This is a genomic window from Massilia sp. Root351 (assembly GCF_001425045.1).
Classification (GTDB): domain Bacteria; phylum Pseudomonadota; class Gammaproteobacteria; order Burkholderiales; family Burkholderiaceae_D; genus Rugamonas.
In genome coordinates this window covers 378109-399137 of sequence record NZ_LMDJ01000012.1, presented here as the reverse complement: position 1 = coordinate 399137, position 21029 = coordinate 378109, and the positions used below count along the sequence as shown (strand labels likewise).

13 protein-coding genes and 1 riboswitch are annotated in these 21029 nt (G+C 66.4%); of the genes, 8 read left to right on the top strand and 5 right to left on the bottom strand.

All coding sequences use genetic code 11. The features are described 5' to 3' along the window. The first annotated feature begins 25 nt into the window (after positions 1–25). On the top strand, positions 26–1468 hold the full coding sequence (locus ASD15_RS14775) for a PLP-dependent aminotransferase family protein (RefSeq protein WP_057155727.1): 1443 nt from the start codon (positions 26–28) through the stop codon (positions 1466–1468). On the opposite strand, the gene ASD15_RS14770 is transcribed toward ASD15_RS14775, so the two are convergent. Both ASD15_RS14770 and ASD15_RS14765 read right to left on the bottom strand, forming a co-directional pair. After that, positions 1465–2151 carry a 3'-5' exonuclease gene (locus ASD15_RS14770; RefSeq protein WP_057155726.1) on the bottom strand — a complete coding sequence of 229 codons (687 nt, stop codon included), beginning with the start codon at positions 2149–2151 and terminating at the stop codon, positions 1465–1467. The two genes, ASD15_RS14775 and ASD15_RS14770, sit on opposite strands and share 4 nt — an antisense overlap. Further along, a complete protein-coding gene (locus tag ASD15_RS14765; RefSeq protein WP_229418190.1) occupies positions 2151–2666 on the bottom strand; it encodes a ProQ/FINO family protein in 516 nt (171 codons plus the stop codon). The genes ASD15_RS14770 and ASD15_RS14765 overlap by 1 nt, the downstream gene beginning before the upstream one ends. 334 nt (positions 2667–3000) lie before the next feature. Between ASD15_RS14765 and rpoD the strand changes: the two genes are divergently transcribed. Continuing rightward, entirely contained in the window at positions 3001–5538 is a 2538-nt protein-coding gene (rpoD, locus tag ASD15_RS14760; RefSeq protein ID WP_057155725.1) for an RNA polymerase sigma factor RpoD, read from the top strand. Positions 5539–5553: 15 nt separating this feature from the next. Here the strand turns inward: rpoD and ASD15_RS14755 are convergent, their stop codons facing one another. Beyond that, positions 5554–6837, bottom strand: a complete 1284-nt coding sequence (locus ASD15_RS14755) for a PAS domain-containing protein (RefSeq protein ID WP_057155724.1) — start codon at positions 6835–6837, stop codon at positions 5554–5556. Positions 6838–7085: 248 nt separating this feature from the next. Between ASD15_RS14755 and ASD15_RS14750 the strand changes: the two genes are divergently transcribed. The 4 genes from ASD15_RS14750 to ASD15_RS14735 all read left to right on the top strand — a co-directional run bounded on the left by ASD15_RS14750 (position 7086) and on the right by ASD15_RS14735 (position 12779). After that, a complete protein-coding gene (locus ASD15_RS14750) occupies positions 7086–9917 on the top strand; it encodes a xanthine dehydrogenase family protein molybdopterin-binding subunit (protein WP_057155723.1) in 2832 nt (943 codons plus the stop codon). Then, the gene (locus ASD15_RS14745; protein WP_057155722.1) at positions 9914–10465 is read left to right on the top strand and encodes a (2Fe-2S)-binding protein; all 552 of its coding nucleotides are present in this window, start codon (positions 9914–9916) and stop codon (positions 10463–10465) included. The genes ASD15_RS14750 and ASD15_RS14745 overlap by 4 nt, the downstream gene beginning before the upstream one ends. Next, positions 10462–11745, top strand: a complete 1284-nt coding sequence (locus tag ASD15_RS14740) for a cytochrome c (protein WP_057155721.1) — start codon at positions 10462–10464, stop codon at positions 11743–11745. Before ASD15_RS14745 ends, ASD15_RS14740 begins: the two co-directional genes overlap by 4 nt. A gap of 92 nt (positions 11746–11837) precedes the next feature. Next, complete coding sequence (locus ASD15_RS14735) at positions 11838–12779, top strand: hypothetical protein (RefSeq protein ID WP_157200946.1); 942 nt, start codon at positions 11838–11840, stop codon at positions 12777–12779. A 31-nt stretch (positions 12780–12810) separates the two neighbouring features. Here ASD15_RS14735 and ASD15_RS14730 read toward each other — a convergent pair whose 3' ends face one another. Beyond that, complete coding sequence (locus ASD15_RS14730) at positions 12811–13611, bottom strand: XDD4 family exosortase-dependent surface protein (protein WP_162249900.1); 801 nt, start codon at positions 13609–13611, stop codon at positions 12811–12813. A 437-nt stretch (positions 13612–14048) separates the two neighbouring features. Here ASD15_RS14730 and ASD15_RS14725 point away from each other — a divergent pair, with 437 nt between their 5' ends. Both ASD15_RS14725 and ASD15_RS33660 read left to right on the top strand, forming a co-directional pair. Next, a complete protein-coding gene (locus ASD15_RS14725; RefSeq protein ID WP_057155718.1) occupies positions 14049–15824 on the top strand; it encodes a S8 family serine peptidase in 1776 nt (591 codons plus the stop codon). A 181-nt stretch (positions 15825–16005) separates the two neighbouring features. Further along, positions 16006–16092: riboswitch (cyclic di-GMP riboswitch) on the top strand. A gap of 109 nt (positions 16093–16201) precedes the next feature. After that, entirely contained in the window at positions 16202–17995 is a 1794-nt protein-coding gene (locus tag ASD15_RS33660; protein WP_057155717.1) for a S8 family serine peptidase, read from the top strand. A gap of 82 nt (positions 17996–18077) precedes the next feature. Here the strand turns inward: ASD15_RS33660 and ppc are convergent, their stop codons facing one another. Continuing rightward, positions 18078–20924 carry a phosphoenolpyruvate carboxylase gene (gene ppc / locus ASD15_RS14715; protein ID WP_057155716.1) on the bottom strand — a complete coding sequence of 949 codons (2847 nt, stop codon included), beginning with the start codon at positions 20922–20924 and terminating at the stop codon, positions 18078–18080. Between the last annotated feature and the right edge of the window lie 105 nt (positions 20925–21029).

The window sequence follows — 21029 nt, the reverse complement described above, 5'->3', positions numbered from 1 at the left end:
AATCGCATAAAAACCAAGGATCAGTTTGAAACTGTATGAAGCGCTGGCGCAGGAGATCGAGGACATGGTGGCGCGGCAGGTGCTGCGGCCGGGGGAGCGGCTGCCGTCGGTGCGCCAGCAGCACGCGCGGCGCGGCGCCAGCCCCGGCACCGTGTTCCAGGCCTACTACCTGCTGGAGGCGCGCGGCGTGATCGAGTCGCGCCCGCGTTCGGGCTACTACGTGGCGCCGGCCCGCGCGCCGGCCGCCGCGCCCGGCGTTCAGGGCGGCCTCCAGCCCGACCCCGAGCCCACCCGTCCGGATGGCGCGCCGCGCAGCGTGGACGTCAGCGGGCTGGTGTTCGGCGTGCTGGAGGCGGCGCGTGCACGCCAGGTGGCGCCGTTCGGCTCCGCCTTCCCCAGTCCCGAGCTGTTTCCGCTGCCGAAGCTGGCGCGCGCGGTGGCGGCCAGCATGCGCCGGCTGGACCCATGGAGCTCGGTGGCCGACCTGGGCGCCGGCAACGGCGAGCTGCGGCGCCAGATTGCGCTGCGCTACCAGCTGGATGGCGCGCCGGTGGCGGCTGCGGAAATCGTGGTCACCAACGGCGCGCTGGAAGCGCTGAACCTGTGCCTGCAGGCGGTGGCCAGGCCGGGCGACACGGTGCTGGTCGAGTCGCCCAGTTTCTATGCGGCGCTGCAGGCGCTGGAACGGCTGCAGCTGAAGGCGGTGGAGGTGGCCACCGATCCGCGCGAGGGCATGGAACTGGGCGCGCTGGCCGCGGCGCTGCAGCGCCACCGTCCCGCCGCTTGCTGGCTGATGACCAGTTTCCAGAATCCGCTGGGCAGCCTGATGCCGGCCGAGAAGAAGCAGGCGCTGGTGGTCCTGCTGGCCGCGCACGGCGTGCCGCTGATCGAGGACGACGTCTACGGCGAACTGTATTTCGGCGCGCGCCGCCCGGCGCTGGCCAAGCGCTACGACGCGCCGGGCGGGCAGGGGCTGGTGCTGCATTGCAGTTCATTCTCGAAGTGCCTGGCGCCGGGCTTTCGCGTGGGCTGGGCGGCGCCCGGGCGCTACGCGCAGGCAGTCGAGCGGCTCAAGCTGAGCACCAGCCTGGCCGCCGCCATGCCGTCGCAGCTGGCGCTGGCCGACTACCTGGGGCAGGGCGGCTACGACCGCCACCTGCGGCAGTTGCGCAGCGCCTTGAAGACCCAGCAGGCGCGCATGCTGGCGGCGCTGGCCGAGCATTTCCCGGCCGGCACGCGCGTGACGCATCCGGAAGGGGGATACTTTTTATGGGTGGTGCTGCCGGACGGCGCGGACACGCTGGCGCTGCACGCCGCCGCGCTGGAACACGGCATCGGCATCGCGCCGGGGCCGATGTTCTCGGCCAAGCGCGAATTCCGCAACTGCCTGCGGCTGAACTACGGCCATCCGTGGACGCCCGCGCATGAAGCGGCCATCGCCACGCTGGGCAGCTTGCTACGGTGTTAGCTGTCGCTGGCGGGGGACGCGCCGGCCGCTGGACGGGCGCGCGGCGGGCGGCGCGCCTTGGCGGGGCGCTGCGGCGGCAGCACGTTGCCGGCGGCGATCCAGTGGCGGTAGACGCGCAGCGCCACTTGCGCGTCGTCGGCGGCGTACAGGATCTGGCGCTCGCTGAGGCGGGCGCTGGCCCAGTTGGTGGTGGAGATTTTCTTCGATTTTTGCAGCTTCTGGCCAAAGAACTTGGCCACTGCGCTTTTCGCGCCCAGGTCGTTGCGCTGGCCGCCGCGCAGCGCCACCGACAGGTCGACCACGCGCGCCGGCTCGATGCCGAGCTTGGCGCGCAGCCGCCGCACGTCGTCGGACAGGCCGAAGCCGACCTTGAGCGTCAATTCGGACTCCAGCACCGCTTTCAGCGCCGGCAGCGCCGGCGAGGGCGCGGCGCCGATCTGGAACAGATAGGCCAGGCGGTCGGTGGCCAGCTGGATCAGGTGCGGGCCGTCGGAACTCTGGCCCTTTTGGAAGGTCGGCTTGGATTCGGTGTCGAAGCCCACTGCGTCGGCCGCCAGCAGCGCCGCCTGCGCCTCCTCCGCCTCGGCGGCGGTTTTCACCAGCCGCACTTCGGCCAGCGTAATGCCGGCGTAGGGCGGCAGCTCGGGCGCGGATTCGGCGGCGACCGCAGCGGTGTCGCTCATCAGCCTTTTTTGGAGAACTTGGCCGTCAGCTGGGCCAGCTTGTCCTGGCGCACGCGAGCCGCTTCCTCGGCCGCCGCCGCGTCGCGTTCGGCTTTCTTGCGGTCGGCTTCCTTCTTCAGGCGCTCCTTCAAGACTTCCTTGGCGTGCTTGCGGTGCACATCGGTCACCTCGGCGCCGGCGGTGCCGTCCAGGTCGTAGCGCACGGTGGCTTTTTCCATCACCCGCAGATAGCGCTGCGAGCCGGTATGGATGCCCAGCGCGGTGCGCATCAGCTTTTTGTCGATGCCCGGCACTTGCGCCAGGATCTGCTTGTCGATGCCGATCGACAGGGGCAGGCAATCGCGGAAAGGAGGAAACTGCTGTTGCAGCTGTTTCAGCAGGGTGCGGGCGGTCAGCGCTGGCGCGGCGCCGTCCGGCGCGGCAACAACCGGCTTGACAGCGGCCGGGTTGGCAACGACCGGGGTGGTAACTTCAGCCGCTGGCTCAGGGGTAAGGCTAGTGTTCATCGACATCACAGGTTAAGCAAAGAGCCGCCAGCATATCACGCTGGGCAGGGGAGTGCATTGCCAAATCCGCCAAAATGTTATTTTAACCACATCTTTGCGCGTGCGCGCCAGCCTGAAACGCGCTATAATTGCCGACGCACCAAATGAAGCACCGTGCCCGTCAGGTTGAAACAGGAGTTGCTCTGCCTTTTCCCGCTCTGCACTGTACGTAGTTGCCAGCCCGTCCGAACGGGCTTTTTTCATTCCAGCACCCCTACGCGCCATCGGACCCTTGCCGGCCCGGGTGGCATTGTTTTCACTACGCGCCGCCGGCCCCCGGGTCTGCCATTGAGAGATATTTGTAATGACGAAAACGCCGAAAACCCTCACGCTGTCCACCAAAGCTCCCCGCGCCAAGACGGCGGAACTGGCGGTACCTAAGACCACTTTATCTTATGTCATCGACAATGCGCAAGAGGCTGCCGGCAAAGTTACCGTTGTAAAAAAGACGCGCTCGCGTCTGGCCGCCGTGGCCGGCGCCGATAACGCCGCCGCCGACGTGGCCGAGCTGGCCGAACTGACGTCCGCGGACATGGACGCCGTGGCCGAAGTCGCCGCCGAAGAGAAGAAGGCCACCGTCAAGGTGGCGCGCAAGGCTGGCGCCGCCTCGGCCGCCGTGTCGCTGGCGGCCCCGGCCGGTCCCAAGCCGGTGGTGGTGGTGAAGACCCGCGCCGCCAGGGCCAAGGCCGAGCCGGCCCCGGTGGTGATGGTCGCGCCGGGCGCGGCGCCGGCCGTGAGCCAGGTGACCGATGCCGCCACGCTGGCCACCATCGATACTTCCGGCTACCTGCTGCCGGGCGTCAAAGTGCCGGGCCGCCGTGGCCGCAAGCCGAGCGAATTCACGCCGGAGAACGATGAAGTGGCGGCGCTGAACGCCGTCGAGCGCGCTGAACTGAAGGCCGTGTCGAAAGCGCGCGAGCGCAAGGCCAAGGGCCTGGACGCGCTGAGCACCGAAGGCGTGACCGCCGAGGACCTGGAACGCCGCCGCCTGCAGATCAAGAACCTGATCAACATGGGCAAGGATCGCGGCTTCCTGACCTACGCCGAGATCAACGACCAGCTGCCGGAAAACATCATCGATCCGGAAGCGATCGAAGGCATCATCGCCACCTTCAACGACATGGGCATCGCGGTCTACGAGCGCGCGCCCGACGCGGAAAGCCTGCTGCTGACCGACAACGTGGCCGCCGTCACCAGCGACGACGAAGTCGAGGCCGCCGCGGCCACCGCGCTGTCGACCGTGGACTCCGACTTCGGCCGCACCACCGACCCGGTGCGCATGTATATGCGTGAAATGGGCGCCGTGGCGCTGCTGACGCGCGAAGGCGAAATCGAGATCGCCAAGCGCATCGAGGGCGGCCTGAAGGACATGATCCAGGCCATCTCGGCCTGCCCGACCACCATCGCGGAAATCATCGCGCTGGCCAAGAAGATCGAGAACGACGAAGCCAAGGTCGATGAAGTGGTGGACGGTTTCGTCGATCTGAACGAAGCCAGCAACGCCCCGGCGCCGGCGCCGGCCGCCGCTGCCAATGCGCACGCCTCGGACGAGGACGAAGAAGAGGAAGAAGAAGTCGAAGAGGAAGACGGCGACGCCAACGGCGGCGCGGCCGGCTTCTCGACCGAGCAGCTGGTGCAGCTGAAGAAGGGCGCGCTGGAAAAGTTCGAAGTGATCGAAGTGCAGTTCGAGAAGATGCGCAAGGCCGCCGGCGGTTACGGTTCGCCGGCCTACAACAAGGCGCAGGAAATCATTTCCGCCGAGCTGCTGGGCATCCGCTTTACCGCCAAGGTGGTGGAAAAGCTGTGCGACACCCTGCGCGGCCAGATGGAGCAGGTGCGTTCCATCGAGCGCGCCGTGCTGGAGCTGTGCGTGAACCGCTGCGGCATGCCGCGCGCCCACTTCATCAAGGTCTTCCCGGGCAACGAGACGGACCTGGACTGGGTGGACGGCGAAGTCGATGCCGGCTACCCGTACAGCACCGTGCTGGGCCGCAACGTGCCGGCCGTGAAAGAGCTGCAGTCGAAGATGATCGACCTGCAGGCGCGCGTGGCGCTGCCGCTGGCCGACCTGCGCAAGATCAACAAGCAGATGGCGGCCGGCGAGAAGCGCGCCCGTACCGCCAAGCGCGAAATGACGGTGGCCAACTTGCGCCTGGTGATTTCGATCGCCAAGAAGTACATCAACCGCGGCCTGCAGTTCCTGGACCTGATCCAGGAGGGCAATATCGGCCTGCTGAAGGCGGTGGACAAGTTCGAATACCGCCGCGGCTACAAGTTCTCGACCTACGCCACCTGGTGGATCCGCCAGGCCATCACGCGTTCCATCGCCGACATGGCGCGCACCATCCGCGTGCCGGTGCACATGATCGAGACCATCAACAAGATGAACCGTATTTCGCGCCAGATCATGCAGGAAACCGGCAGCGAGCCGGACCTGGCGACGCTGGCGGTCAAGATGGAAATGCCGGAGAACAAAGTCCGCGAGATCATGAAGATCGCCAAGGAGCCGATTTCGATGGAAACCCCGATGGGCGAGGACGGCGATTCGCAGCTGGGCGACTTCATCGAGGACAACACCACGCTGGCGCCGCTGGACGCCGCGCTGCACGCCTCGATGCGCAATGTGATCAAGGAAGTGCTGGACTCGCTGACCCCGCGCGAAGCGAAGGTGCTGCGCATGCGCTACGGCGTGGAAATGTCGAACGACCACACGCTGGAAGAAGTGGGCAAGCAGTTCGATGTGACGCGCGAGCGCATCCGCCAGATCGAAGCGAAGGCCATGAGCAAGCTGCGCCAGCCGTCGCGCTCGGACAAGCTGAAGACCTTCCTGACCACGCACTAAGCGCGGCGGCGCCGCTCAGTGGCGGGCGTCGGCGGAAGTGTCAAGACGGGAGGCTGCGGCCTCCCGTTTTTCATGGTCGGACAACATGATGGTGAGGGTGGTGCCGCGTCCCGGCGCACTGTCTTCGCTCAGTTCGCCGCCGTAGGCCGACACGCGCTCGCGCAGCGCCAGCATGGCCAGCGTGGCGCCACGGCTGCCGCCCGTCTGCGGGCCCAGGCCGTTGTCGCTGATGATGATCAGCAGGGCGCCGGGGCGCAGGTCCAGCGACACGTCGACCCGGGTCGCCCTGGCATAGCTTTCGATGGCGAACATCGCTTCCTGGATCATGCGGAAGATGGCCCAGGTCTGCGGCGCCGTCAGCGCGGCGCTGGCGCTGTCGTTGATCATGTGCAACTGGCAGTGCATGCCGCTGCGCCGTTCCTGCTGCTTGAGCAGCCAGTCGGTGGCGGCCGGCAAGCCCAGTTCCAGTGTGCTCGGGTGCAGATCGTTGATCAGCGCGCGCACCGCGCCGATGGCGCTGTCGAGCGTGCCCAGCACGCGCACGCTGTGGCCGTGCAGGCGTGGATGGCGCGCCTGCGAGGCCGTGCCGAGCAGGACCGCGTCCAGCTTGAGCGCCATCAGGCTCTGGCCCAGGTCGTCGTGCAGGCTTTGCGCCTGGCGGCGGCGTTCGCGCTCGCGTGCGGCTTCCTGCAGGTCGCTCAGCTCGCGCAGCTGGCGCAAGGTCGACTGCAGTGCTTCCTCTGCGGCGCGGCGCTCCGTCACGTCGAGGCACATGCCGATCAGCAGCGCCGGCTGGCCATCTTCGTCGTACAGCGGCTGCTTGTAGGTCAGCAGGCGGCGGTCCTGGCGCAGGCCGGCGTGCCACACCCATTCCTCGTCGGTCCACAGGCTGTGCGAGGCGAACGCGGCGCGGTCGGCGGCCAGGAAGCCGGCTTGCTGCTCGGGCGGGTAGTGCTCGCCGCCGTGGGTGCCGGCCAGGGCGCTGTAGGGCTGGCCGAAAGCCTGTTCACAGGCCGCGTTCATCATGACAAAACGGGAGTCGGCATCTTTCAGGAACAGCGCCAGCGGCAGCCGGTCCAGGATGTCGCGCCACTGCCGCTCGCCGCGCGCCAGCAAGGCGGCGCCGCTTTCACTGGCGGCCAGGCGCTGGCGCAGGCCCGCCAGTTCGGCTTCGGCGGCTTCGGCGGCGAGCGCAGCCAGGGCGGCCCGGCGCCAAAGCGCCAGCGCGGCGAGGACGGCCAGCATGGCAAGGGCGGCGGCCAGCAGCAGCGCCAGCCAGGTTGTGTTTGGTGGAAACATCTTCGATTGTACCCAATATTATGTTTTTGGCATCGCTACTGTATAGCACAGTTCGGCATCAATTTGGCGCACGGAAATCATTATTGACTAGCAGTCCGATACCCTGTTGAAGGCAGGCTGAAGATGCGACACTGCGCGCCGGAGTTTCTTGACAACCGTAAACGTTGGCGGGACGATGAAGCCGGACCCGCAAACCGCGTCCCGACTTCGGCCCGGAAACTCGTCATCCAATATTGGGAGTATTCAACATGAAGGTCGCACTTTCGCGCCGCAAGTTCCTGAAGGCGGGAATGGTTGCGGGCGTCGCGGTGTATCTCGCGCCGCTGGGGGGCAAAGCCTTTGCCGCCCTGTTCGAGGACAAGATCCTCACGCCCGTCGCCTGGGATCCGAAAAACGGCCAGGCCAAGGTCCGCATCGACGGCAAAGCCAAGGTCACCGGCGCCAAAGTGTTCGCGCGCGACATCCGCGCGCAGGACATGCCGCACTGGCCGCAGCAGCAAGCGCACGCTTTCATCCTGCGCGCCACCCGCACCGACCGCCTGTATGCCGGCATCGACCTGTCGCTGCTGGGCGAGGAACTGAAGCCGGACCGCGTGGTCACGGCGGCCGACCTGGCGCGCGACGGGGTGGCGTTCCCGGCCTTCTACGGCGCCGACATGCTGCTGCCCGAGGGCCAGCAGGCGGCCTACCTGGGCCACGCGGCGGCCATCCTGATCTACGACGATTTCGCGCGCTACCGCTTCGCCAAGGACAAGCTGCAGTTCCAGGAGTCCGTGCTGCGCTACGGCGAGCCGGTGGCGCCGATGGTGCGCGACCCCTGGGCCACGTTCCGCTTCGTGCGCGTGGGCGGCGCCACCTCGCACGACGACGACAAATTCTCCAGCCTGGGCCAGGCGCCGGTGTTCCCCAGCATGATGCGCAAGCAGCAGCCGGTATGGCCGGACGGCATCGAGCACGGCAAGCTGGGCGAGCAGGGCATGTTTTACGCCAACCAGATCAAGGCCGAGCTGGACAGCCCGCCGGCCGACTGGCTGGTGCTGGAGCGCGACTACCAGACCCAGTCGGTGGACACCGCCGCGCTGGAGCCGGACAACGCCAATTGCTGGTACGACGCTGCCAGACAGGAGCTGCACATGGTGGTGGCCAGCCAGGGGCCGCAGGAAGTCATCGACAGCACGCTGGAGATGATGAAGAAGGCGAGCTTCCCGCTCAAGGCGCTGTTCGTCCACCCGTGCTATACGGTGGGCTACGGCTCGAAGGACCATTACAACTTCCCGTTCTACGGGCTGGTGTGCGCGCTGTACGGCAACGGCAAGCCGGTGCGGCTGGCCAACGACCGCTACGAGCAGTTCCAGACCTCGATCAAGCGCCACGCCTTCGACATGAAGTACCGCATGGCGGTGGACCGCCAGACCGGCATGATGCAGTCCTTCGCCGGCACCTTCGAAGGCAACGGCGGCGGCCGCGCCAATTTCTCGCCGTCGGTGGTGATGGTGGCGGCCACGGCGGCGCAATCGATCTATTACTTCCCGAAGAACGACTTCGCGGCGGTGGCGCTGGCCACGCGCGCGGTGGACGCCGGTTCGGCGCGCGGCTATGGCACCTTGCAGAGCATGGCGGCCACCGAGATGATGGTGGACGAGTTCGCCGAACAGCTGAAGCTGGACCCGATCGAATTCCGCCTGCGCAACGCGCTGCGTTCGGGCATGAAAAATTCGCAGGGCGCCATTCCGGCCGGCGCCATCCGCGTGGACGAGGTGCTGCGCAAGGCGCAGGTCCATCCCATGTGGACCGGCCGCGCCAAGCGCAAGGCCGAATACGACGCGGCCCATCCGGGCAAGCGCTACGGCGTGGGCTTTGCCTGCACGCAGAAGGACTTCGGCACCGGCGCGGAAAGCTCGCTGGCGCGGGTGGAGATCGAGGCGGATGGCAAGATCCGCCTGTGGCACAGCGGTACCGAGATCGGCACCGGCATGTCCACCTCGCAGGCGGTGGCGTGCGCCAAGTGGCTGTGCCGCCCGGCCGACGAGATCCTCACCGCAGTGACGGACTGGGCCGACCTGCCCATGGTGGCCACGGGCGACCCCTACCTCATGAGCCAGGCCGAGCAGGACAAGCTGGCGGCCAATCCGCGCTGGTCGCCCACCTACTGCTCGCCGGCCAGTGCCACCAACTCGGCCTACTACTACACCCACAGCACGCGCGAAGCGGCGCGGGTGGTGTTCATGCACGGCCTGTGGCCGGCCGCCATGGCGATCTGGAGCCAGGGCGTGGCGGGCGGCCAAGCAGCGTCGCTGGTGGTGCGGGTGGAGGATGCGCGCTGGGTGGACGGCAAGCTGTCGGCCGGCGGGCTGGAAGCGCTGCCGTTCGAGGCCATCGTCAAGCAGGCGCACGAACTGGGCCTGGTGACGGGGGCGGCGGTACACGTGTTCAACCGCTGGCAGTGGAGCGAGGCGGACTGGGAGATACCCGGAAGCGGCGCCGCCACGGTGCGCCTGCCGGTGGATGGCCTGTCGCTGCGCTACGGCAGCGGCAAGGATGGCAAAACCGACAAGGCTGGCACGCCGGGTGGCTACCGCGTGCTGGACCGCAGGAAGGTCTACATGCCGGCCACCCAGCGCAACGGCGCCATGGTCACTTACTACAGCTGCGTGGGCACGCTGGTGGAGCTGGCGGTGCACGAGGGCAGCGGCAAGGTGGAGCTGCTGGGCCATCACTCCATCATGGAGTGCGGCAATATGCTGTCGCCGCAGCTGGTGTCCGGCCAGCTGCAGGGTGGGCTGGCCATGGGCATCGGCCACGCGCTGCACGAATACCTGCCGCTGTACGAGGACGGCCCCGGCAACGGCACCTGGAACTTTAACCGCTACCACCTGCCGCGCGCCTCGGACGTGGCGGTGTGGACGCAAACCGCCGAAGTGCTGCCGCCCGTGTCGGAGACCGATACGCCCAAGGGCATCGCCGAGGTGGTGATGATTCCCGTGGTGGGCGCCATCGTCAACGGCATCGCGCACGCCATCGGCCACCGATTCACCAAACTGCCGGTAACCCCGCAACGTATCAAGGAGGTGCTGGCATGAGCATCGTCACCAAACCCATTACCCTGCATTTGAACGGCAAGACCGTCGGCCCGGTGCCGGTGCCCGAAGGCATCATGATGGTCGATTTCCTGCATGAATACCTGAACCTGACCGGCTCGCGCCTGGGCTGCGGGCAGGGCGTGTGCCACGCCTGCGTGGTGATCCTGGACAAGCCGGATGGCAGCAGCGAGGAAGTACGCTCCTGCATCACCGGCGCGCATTACTTCGAAGGCAAGAAGGTGCGCACGGTGGAAGGCATCGGGCAGAAGAACGAGAAGGGCGAGCTGGCTGGCATGTCGGCCATCCAGCAGAAGTTCCTGGAGCACTTCAGCTTCCAGTGCGGCTACTGTACCCCCGGTTTCGTCAACGCCGCCACCGTGCTGCTGGAGCGCCTCAAGCGCGAACCGGTAGCCAGGGCCGATGTCGAACGCACCATCAGCAGCGCGCTGGAAAACCATATCTGCCGCTGCACCGGCTATGTGCGCTACTTCGAGGCGGTAAAGGACGTGGTGCTCGGCACGCCGGGCCTGGTAAAGGAGGGGGCATGATGCGCGCCTTCTTCCCGCGCGCCTGGGCGGGCGCGGCCAGGGCGGCCGCCGCTGTTGCTGCGGCCGCTGCGCTGGCATCGCTGGCTGGCTGCGGCAGCGGTGGCAGCGGCGCGACGCCGCCCACGGCCAACAACAAGGACATGGTGGAACGCGGCCGCTACCTGGCCAAGCTGGCCGACTGCGCGGCCTGCCACACCGCGGCGGCTGGCGCGCCGTGGGCAGGCGGGGTGGAGCTGAAGTCGCCATTCGGCACTTTCTACGGCACCAACATCACGCCGGACAAGGAGCACGGCATCGGCAGCTGGAGCGCGGACGAGTTCTACGCCGCACTGCGCGACGGCGTCACGCCCGACAAGCACCTGTATCCGGCCATGCCCTACACCTCCTACCGATCGCTGACACGCGCCGACAGCGACGCCATGTATGCCTACTTCATGCAGGTGAAGCCGGCCCGGGTGGCGAACAGGGAACCGGAGCTGAAGTTCCCCTATAACCTGCGTTTCGGCGTGCGCTTCTGGAACATGCTGTTCCTGGAAGACCAGCTGACCGACGCGTCGGTGGGCAAGTCGGCCGAATGGCAGCGTGGTCGCTACCTGTCTAACACGCTGGGCCACTGCGCGGAATGCCATACGCCGCGCGGTGCGCTGGGGCAGATGGACCTGTCGCGCACGTTGACCGGCAACCGCATGGCCCGCATCGGCGCGCCCGACATCACGCCGGCCGGCCTGTCGGCCATGGGCTGGACCGAAGCGGACCTGGCCTCCCTGCTCACCACGGGCGTGGCGCCGCAAGGTTCGGCCACCGGCGAAATGTTTGAGGTGGTGCACCTGAGCACGCAGTACATGCTGCCGGCCGATCTCAAGGCCATGACGACCTATCTGATGGGCGACAAGCCGCTGGCGCCGCAGCCGCTGAAAGTGGCGAACCCGGCTGGCGCCGACATCGATGCCGGGCGCCGCACCTACCTCGCGGTGTGCGCCGGTTGCCACGGCCTGGACGGCGGCGGCAAGCCGCACGCGGCGGTGGCGATGAAAGGCAACAGTTCGGTGCGCAGCGCCGACGCGCACAACCTGATCGCGGTCACGCTGGACGGCATCCGGGCCCAGCATTTTGGCGAGAAGGAGAGCATGCAGGAGATGCCAGGCTTTGCCGGCAAGCTGTCCGACAAGGAAGTGGCGGACCTGTCCAATTACATGCGCGCCAGCTGGGGCGGCGCCGCCAAAGTGACGGAGGCGCAGGTAAAGGCCGTGCGGGCCGAGGGCGCGGGCGGCGGGCACTAGCGGTATCCGGCAAGCGCGGCGAACGCCGCTGGCAATCGTGCCCTATGGAATTGTTATCAATAGTATCATTGTCTTTTTTGCTGGAAAAAGACATGCTGAATAAACTGATCCTGGGCGCCGTGCTGTCGGCGGGTGCGCTGGCCGGCTGCGCGCGGCAGGAGGCACCCGCTGCCGTTGCCGCGACCGCTACGGCGGCGGCTACGGTAGCTGCGCCTGCCGCATCCGGGCCCGCCGTCCGGGTGTCGCCAGACCTGGCGATGGCTGGGGTGGACGCCACGCCGCTACTCAAGGCCTTGTTCGGCGACTATGCCACGGCCAAGGACGGTGGCGTGGTGGCCACGCTGAATGATCCCGACCAGCCTGGTTCGCAAGGGCTGTACCTGCTGTCGCGTGTCGCCTCCACCGTGCTGCCGGGCGGTGAAACCGTGCTGGTGTTTAACGGCGAGGCTTGCAACGAAGCCGGCGAGGCGCAGACCGCGCACGCCACCCCGGGCCTGCTCAGCTTTTTCTTGCTGAAGCAGGAGCAGGGTGCCTGGCGCGTGCTGCGGCGCCACGAGAATGTCGCAGCACTGGGCTCGTTCGGCAATGTCGGTACGCTGAGCTGGGTTGCGCTGGCGCCGGGCAAGGTCGGCCTGGCGGCCGAGCACGGGGGCACATGGCAGGGCTACACGTCGCTGTTCCTGGCGCTGATCGATGTCAGCGACCCGCAACCGCGCGACTTGATGGGCGAGGAGGCGCAAGTGCTGGCCGACACCGAAGGCGCTTGCGGCGGCCGCGTGGCCGAATGCTGGGATGTGCGGGCCAGGTGGAGGATATTGCAGCCAGCCGCTGGCGCCCGCTACGGAGCGCTGGCGATGGACTTCGACGGCGAGCAGCGCGTGGCCACCCCGGCCAGCCTGGCGGCCGCTGACGCGGACGCCGACGAGGACAACGTGGTGCGCACCACCAAGCGCATCGGCGGCAGTGCGCGCTACGTATACGACGGCAAGGCTTACAAGCTGGCCAGCGGAGCCAACCCCATTCCCACCTTTTGATGCGGCCTGGGCCGGCAAGCGGCCCGGCCATTCAGCGCCAGCGGCGCCGCGCGCTGGCTGCCAATCCCAGCAGTCCTATGCCCAGCAGCGCCAGGCTGCCTGGTTCCGGCACGGAGTTGCCGCCGCCACCGCCACCATTGCCGCCGCCGCCGCCGTCCCCGGGTATGCTGAGCTCGTTAAAGTTGGTCCCGTACTGGAAGCGCACGCCAGTGATATCCGCGTTCGTCAGCCCGGCAACGCCGGTCAGCATGAAGGTCACCGAGTTGGAAATGACCGGCACGTCTTCCAGGCCGCCGTTGGGATTGAAGTCGGCGAGGCTGGAAATGATGCCGAAATTGATGCCGTCCAGCGAGGCGGGGTCGTCCAGATTGGTGCCTGCCGCGCCGTTATTGAAGTTGCCGATATTGCCACCCGGGTTGGAGATGTAACCCGAACTGGCGATCCCCTGATTCTGTCCGCTGGGCCCGGAGCCTGCCTTGTAGCCGAATTCCCCGCTCACATCGGTTACCCCGGCGCAGTTCACTTCCGAGCAAGTGCCCAGTATAGAGGAGCCTGCCGTCAGCATGGCAGAGACCGTGGTCAAGACCGGCGCGCCGGTGAAATTCCAGAACAGCCCGGAAAGAGTGCTGCCCGGGACGTCGGCCAGTGCGTTGGCGCCGGACGTATTCGTCAGCACGATGGTCAGGTTGTTGCCGACCAGGTCGAAGCTTGCGCTGGCACTGACGGCCACACCTCCGCTCGTCACGCCGCTACCCTGGAACAGAATCGGCGCGGCGCTGGCATTCAGCGACGCTGCCATCGCCAGCGCAAGTGGTAATAAGTACTTTTTCATGGAATCCCCCTTTGATTGTAATACGCCACCAGCTGTATTTGTCCTATGCATCAATTGTGCCAGGAAGTGTAAGCTATTGAATTGATATGAAATACCAAAAATCATCCTCGCTGATTCCGCAATTTGTGTAAAAGCCACCGACAGTCATTTATTCAACTTTTTTGGAATATTTAGTGATATGAGGTAATTGTTATTCCCGGAAGTTATTATTAATTTCCATGTAGATTTATCGTGATTTATTCCCGCTATCGAATAGAGCGGATTTTCAAAGGTATTCAATTGTGCCTATAGGAAAACTCATCTACCATGCGGCTTCCAAGTTGAAAGTGACGTTGATTTAGATTCAACTTGTGCGGCGACAAGCCCAAGAGGAGAGGGCTGTTTAGCGTCGCGGCGTGGGACAGTCCTGTTGACAGTTCAGATGACAGGCCTAACAGATGCAATTCAGTTATTCATTCAAATTAATTAATATTACTTCCGCGCTGGCAGTTGCCGCGCTTCTCCCACTGTCTGCACATGCCCAGGGGCAGGATGACGATTACGCGCCGGGACGCCTGCTGATCGAACCGGTGGCCGGCTTGAGCGAGCAGGCTCTGCAACTGCTGCTCAAAGGTCATGGCGGCAAGCACCGCAAGCTGGGCCAAAGCGCGCTGCATGTGGTGGAATTGCCGCCGACGGCATCGGCCAAGGCGGTGCTGGCCCAGCTCAAGCACCGCCCCGAGCTCAAATTCGTTGAACTGGACCGGCGCGTGAAAAGCACTTACGCGGCCAACGATCCGTATGCGGGCAGCGAATGGCATCTCGGCAAGATCGGGGCCGCCACCGCATGGGATAAGACCCAGGGCGCCGGCGTCGTCATCGCCATCCTCGATTCCGGCGTGGACGCCAGCCATCCCGACCTGCAGCCCAATCTGGTGCCTGGCACGAATATCTATGGCGGCAACAGCGATATTTCGGACGTATGCGGGCACGGCACCGCCGTGGCGGGCGCTGCCGCTGCCCGCACCGGCAACGCCGCCGGCGTGGCAGGGGTGGCGGGGCAGGCGCGCATCATGCCGGTGCGGGTCGCCTATCTGGACCCGTCATACGGCTGCTACGCCTACTACAGCACGGTCGCCAGCGGCCTGACCTATGCCGCCGACCACGGCGCGCGGATCGCCAACGTCAGCTATGGCGGCGTGTCCGGCAGTGCCGCCGTGCAGAGCGCGGCGCAGTATATGAAGAGCAAGGGCGGGCTGGTGTTTGTGTCCGCAGGCAACAACGGCATCAGCGAAAGCACGCCGCCCACCAGCACCATGATCGTCGTGTCGGCCACCGACGGCAGCGATGTCCGCCCTTCGTGGTCCAGCTACGGCAGCTTCGTGACGCTGTCCGCGCCGGGCGCCGGCATCTGGACCACCAACAAGGGCGGCGGCTACCAGGCCTGGAACGGCACCTCCTTCGCCAGTCCGGTTGCCGCTTCCGTCGCCGCGCTGATGATGGCGGCCAACCCGGCGCTGGACGGCGCTAAAGTGCAGAGTCTGCTCCAAAGCACGGCGGTCGATCTGGGCGCCGCCGGCCGCGACGCCGTCTTCGGCTATGGCCGCGTGAACGCCGCCGCCGCCGTGCAGGCCGCGGTGGGCAGCGTGCAGGCTGCCGACACCCAGGCTCCGGCAGCCGGCATCGCCGCCCCGCTGGGCGGCGCCAGCGTCAGCGGGACGGTCGCCGTCAGCGTCAACGCCAGCGACAATGTGGGCGTGGCCAGGGTCGACCTGAAGGTGAACGGCACCGTGGTGGCCAGCGATAGCACCGCACCGTACGCCTTCAGCTGGAACAGCACCGGCGCGGTCAACGGCATTGCCAGCCTGGTGGCGGTCGCCTATGACGCGGCGGGGAATGCCGGCACGTCCGGTACGGTGCAGGTGAATGTTGCCAACACCACGGCACTGGTTCCCGCCGATACCACCCGGCCGGTGGTTGCCATCGTTAATCCCACGGCCGGCAATGTCAGCGGTAATGTGAATGTGGCGGTGAATGCTTCGGATAATGCCGGGGCGGCCGGTATCAGCCTTGCCTTGTATATTGATGGCGTGCTGAAGGCCAGCGGCAAGGGCGCCAGCCTGTCTTATAACTGGAATACGCGGAAGATTGCTGGCGGTTACCATACTGTGCAAAGCGTGGCGCGCGATGCTGCTGGAAATACTTCGTCGGCCACGGTCCAGGTAAGCAAGTAGTAATTCATCACTATTTAAATTTTGAATTTAAAGATTTCTAAAATCATTACACCTGTTTATTCAAGGAAATTACAATGGCAATTATTATCACATCTTAATTAACGTAGCCTATCAATCCGAAAGTTCCCGTGCGGATATTCAATTGCCGCACATAAACTTTTGGCTTATTATTCGTCTCGAAGTCTGAAAAAGGCAAACCCCGCGAAAGCGGGGGACGCAAAGTCATCGGTCTAAAGGGTTCATACCCCATGACGGCAGGACTGCCAGGCAATGTGGAGTAGTACGCCGTCCCCTTGCGCCCTCCGGGTCGCCAGGCCGTGTCTCCGCATGGTTGCGCAGTCCTGTCTTTGAAAAAATTCAATTACAGGAAACCAGCCATGAAATCGATTACCGCCATCTCCGCAGTGTTCCAGCCACGTGCCCTGATCCTGGCTTTTGCCGGCATGGCCGCCGCCGTGGCGCCGCAAGTTCGTGCGGCAAGCGATAGCGACGGCGACTATGCCCGTGGCCGCATCCTGGTTGAGCCGCGCGCCGGCCTCACCGCCGGCGAGTTCGACAAACTGCTCAAGGCCCACGGCGGCAAGGCCCGCAAGATCGGCCAGGGCAGCACCCATATCGTCGAACTGCCGGCCAACGCTTCCGAGAAGGCCGTCGTGGCCCAGCTGAAAAACCGTCCCGAGTTCAAGTTCGTCGAACTGGACCGCCGCGTGAAGAGCAGCTACGTGGTCAACGACCCGTACGCCGGCGGCGAATGGCACCTCAACAATATCGGCGCCGCCGCCGCCTGGGACAGCGCCAAGGGCGCCGGCGTCACCATCGCCATCCTGGACTCCGGCGTGGACGGCGCCCACCCCGACCTGCAAGCCAACCTGGTTGCCGGCTACAACGTGTACGGCAACAACACCGATACGTCGGACGTCTGCGGTCACGGCACCGCAGTGGCCGGTTCGGCCGCGGCCCGCAGCGACAATGGCGTCGGCGTGGCTGGCGTAGCCGGCCAGGCCCGCATCATGCCGGTGCGTATCGCCTACCTGGATCCGACCTACGGCTGCTACGCCTATTACAGCACCGTGGCCAGCGGCCTGACCTATGCCGCCGATCACGGCGCCCGCATCGCCAACGTCAGCTACGGCGGCGTGGCCGGCAGCGCCGCCGTCCAGAGCGCAGCGCAATACATGCGCAGCAAGGGCGGCCTGGTGTTCGTCTCGGCCGGCAACAACGGCAAGGACGAAGGCCTGGCCCCGACCAGCACCATGATCGTGGTGTCGGCCACCGACGGCAGCGACACCAAGGCTAGCTGGTCCAGCTATGGCAACTTCGTCAGCCTGGCCGCGCCCGGCTCGGGCATCTGGACCACCAGCAAGGGCGGCCTGTACCAGACCTGGAACGGCACATCCTTCGCCGCCCCGGTGGCCGCTGCCGCCGCTGCCCTGCTGATGTCGGCCCGTCCGGACCTGAGCCCAGCCCAGGTTGAAACCATTCTGTTCAACACCGCCAAGGACCTGGGCGCCGCCGGCCGCGACAACCTGTACGGCTACGGCCGCGTCAACGCCGCCGCCGCCATGACGGCCGCGCTGGCCGCGCCGACGGCACCGGATACCCAGGCCCCGAGCGTGGCCATCGCCGCCCCGCTGGGCAGCAGCACCGTCAGCGGCGCTGCCACCGTCAGCGTCAACGCCAGCGACAACACCGGCGTGGCCCGCGTGGACCTGCAAGTGAACGGCGCCGTGGTGGCCTCGGCCGATGCCGCTCCGTACGTGTTCAGCTGGGACAGCACCGGCGTGGCCAACGGCATGAACAACCTGGTGGCCGTGGCGTATGACGCCGCCGGCAACCGCGGCAACTCGAGCGCCGTGGCCGTCAACGTCGCCAACGCCCTGCCGCCGGCTGCTCCGGACACCGTCGCACCGGTGGTGGTGCTGACCAACCCGGTTGCCGGCCGCGTCAACGGCAACGTCAACGTCACCGTGAACGCCTCCGACAACAGCGGCGCCGCCGGCATCCGCCTGAGCCTGTACATCGACGGCAGCCTGAAAGCTTCCGGTTCCGGCAGCAGCCTGTCGTACAGCTGGAACACCAAGAAGGAAGCGGTTGGCACCCACACCGTGCAGACCCGCGCCACCGACGCCGCCGGCAATACTTCCACCGCCACCGTGCAAGTGACCCGCTAATCCGGCCGCCGACCGCAAGCGCAATTAAAAGCGCCGCCCAGTGGGCGGCGCTTTTTTCATGGCGGAGCCGGAGCAGGCCGGGTCAGCCGGTGTTGCGCAAGCCGGCCGCCACGCCGTTGATCGACAGGTGGATGCCGCGGTGCACGCGCTCGTCCACCTTGCCCGGTTCGTGCGCCACCGAGCGGTGGCGCTTGATCAGCTCCACTTGCAAGTGGTTCAGCGGATCCAGGTAGGCGAAGCGGTTCTGGATCGAGCGCGCCAGCAGCGGATTGCCGGCCAGCCGTTCGCCGGCGCCGGTGATGCGTTCGAGGCAGGCCAGCGTGGCCGCGTGTTCGCCGGTGATGCGCTTGAAGATGCGCTCGCGCAGCTCGGCGTCCTGCACCAGCAGCGAATAGCGCGAGGCGATCGCCAGGTCGGTCTTGGCCAGCACCATGTCCATGTTCGACAGCAGCGTGGCGAAGAAAGGCCAGTGCTGGAACATGGCGCGCAGCTGCTGCACCCGTTCGGCTTGGTCGCCATCCGCGATCCACGAGCCGATGGCGCTGCCGAAGCCGTACCAGCCGGGCAGCAGCAAACGGCACTGGCCCCAGGAAAAGCCCCAGGGAATGGCGCGCAGGTCCTCGATGCGGCGGGTGGATTTGCGCGAGGCGGGCCGCGAACCGAGGTTCAGCTCGGCGATCTCGGCAATCGGCGTGGCTGAGAAGAAGTAGTCGGTAAAGCCGGGCGTCTCGTACACCAGGTTGCGGTAAGCCTGGTAGGCGCGCCCGGAGATCTCCGCCATCACCGCCTCGAAGCCGGCCAGTTGCTTGCGCTGGGCGTCGTCCGCCGCCGGCGGCATCAGGCTGGCCTCCAGCGTGGCGGCCACCAGCAGCTCCAGGTTGCGCCGTCCGATGTCCGCGTTGGAGAATTTGGAGGCGATGATTTCGCCTTGCTCGGTCAGGCGGATCTGGCCGTTCACGGTGCCCTTGGGTTGCGCCAGGATGGCCTCGTAGCTGGGGCCGCCGCCCCGGCCGACGGTGCCGCCCCGGCCGTGGAACAGGCGCAGCTTGACGCCGGCCCTGGCGAACACGTCCACCAGGCCCAGCTCGGCCTTGTACAGTTCCCAGTTCGAGGTGAGGAAGCCGCCATCCTTGTTGGAATCGGAATAGCCCAGCATGACTTCCTGCAGCCCGCCTTGCGCGTCGATCAGCTGGCGCACCATCGGCAGCGCCATCAGGCGTTCCATGATGCCGGCCGCGCGCTGCAGGTCGGGAATGGTTTCAAACAGCGGCACCACCATCAGGTCGGCCGTGCCGTTGCCGTCCACCGTGCGCAGCAGGCCGGTTTCCTGCTGCAGCACCAGCACTTCCAGCAGGTCGGACACGGTTTCCGTGTGCGAAATGATGTAGTTGCGGATGGCGCGCGCGCCATAGCGCTGGCGGATCTCGCGCGCCGCGCCCAGCACGGCCAGTTCGGAGCCGGTTTCGGCCGAGTACGCGATGTAGGGCGAATACAGCAGCCGTGGCTGGGCCAGTTCGGCCAGCAGCAGTGCCACCTTGGCCTCTTCGTCCATGGCCGCATAGTCCGGCGCCGCGCCGGCCTTGGCGAACAGCTCGGCCAGCACGCGCTCGTGCACGTCCGAACTCTGGCGCATGTCCAGCGAGGCCAGGTGGAAGCCGAAGATATCGGCCGCGCGCTTGAGTGTGGACAGGCGCGGATGCACCAGCATGGCGCCGTGGTTGGCGTTCAGCGAATCGATCAGGATCTGCAGGTCGGCGGCGAAGGCGGCGGCGTGCTCGTACGGCTCGGCGTGGCCCACTTCCTTGCGCAGGATATTGGCCGCGCCCAGCGCGCGGGCGGTGCTGGCCAGGCGCGCGTAGATGCCGATCAGCGCGCGCCGGTACGGCTCGTCGCTGCGGTGTTCGGAAGTGTCGGTGGAGGAGTCGGCCAGCAGCTGCAGCGCCGGCGTGCATTTGACCATCAGCGTCGACACCGACAGCTCGGCGCCCAGCGTGTGCGCCTCGTCCAGGTAGAAATCGAGGATGGTGGTGGCCTGGCGCGCCAGCGCGTGGCGCGCGGTGGCGGCGTTGACGTTGGGATTGCCGTCGCGGTCGCCGCCGATCCAGCTGCCCATCTGCACATAGGGCGCGGCGATGGCGCACGGCGCCGGTTCGCCGTCCGCGCTGCCGGCGCCGGCCGGCCGGTACTGGGCGGCGATGTCGGCCTCGATGTCGTCGTACAGCCCGGGCAGTTCGCGCAGGAAGGTGATGCGGTAGTAGGACAGCGCGTTCTCGATCTCGTCGGCCACGGTCAGCTTGGTGTAGCGCAGCATGCGGGTCTGCCACAAGGTGGCCACGCGCGAGCGCAGCAGGTGCAGGTTGGCGGCGCTTTCCTTGGGCGTGAGCGGCGTGTCGCGCTCGGCCAGCAGGCGCGCGATGTCGTGCTCGGCGTCCAGGATGGATTTGCGCTGCACCTCGGTGGGATGGGCCGTCAGCACCGGCGAAATCAGCGCCTGCTGGAAGAAGCCGGTGACGGTGTCCTGGCCGACACCGGCGCCGGCCAGCTTGCACAGCGCATAGCTCACGCTGCCTTGCTGCGGCTTCGAACCCGCCAGCAGGTGGGCGCGGCGGCGGCGGATGTGGTGCTGGTCCTCGGCGATGTTGGCCAGGTGGGAGAAATAGGAAAACGCGCGCACCACGCTGATGGTCTGCTCGCGCGTGAGGATTTTCAGCATGCCGTCCAGTTCCTTGGCCGCGCCGGCGTCGGCTTCGCGGCGGAAGCGCACGGCGGTCTGGCGGATGGTTTCCACCACCGCGTACACGTCCTCGCCCTCCTGCGCGCGCAGCACGTCGCCCAACAGGCGGCCGAGCAGGCGGATGTCTTCCTTCAGGGGCGCGTCCTTGTCGGCGCCGGCGTCTGCTACTGATGCTGCTGTATTGCTTGCAACCATGGTATATGCCCTATGCATGATTCTCGAATGGGGCGCGCATGATAAAATTTGGTTCTAAGAATTTGTCATCATGCACGCTAGCGAAAGAACAGGCTTTGAATACTT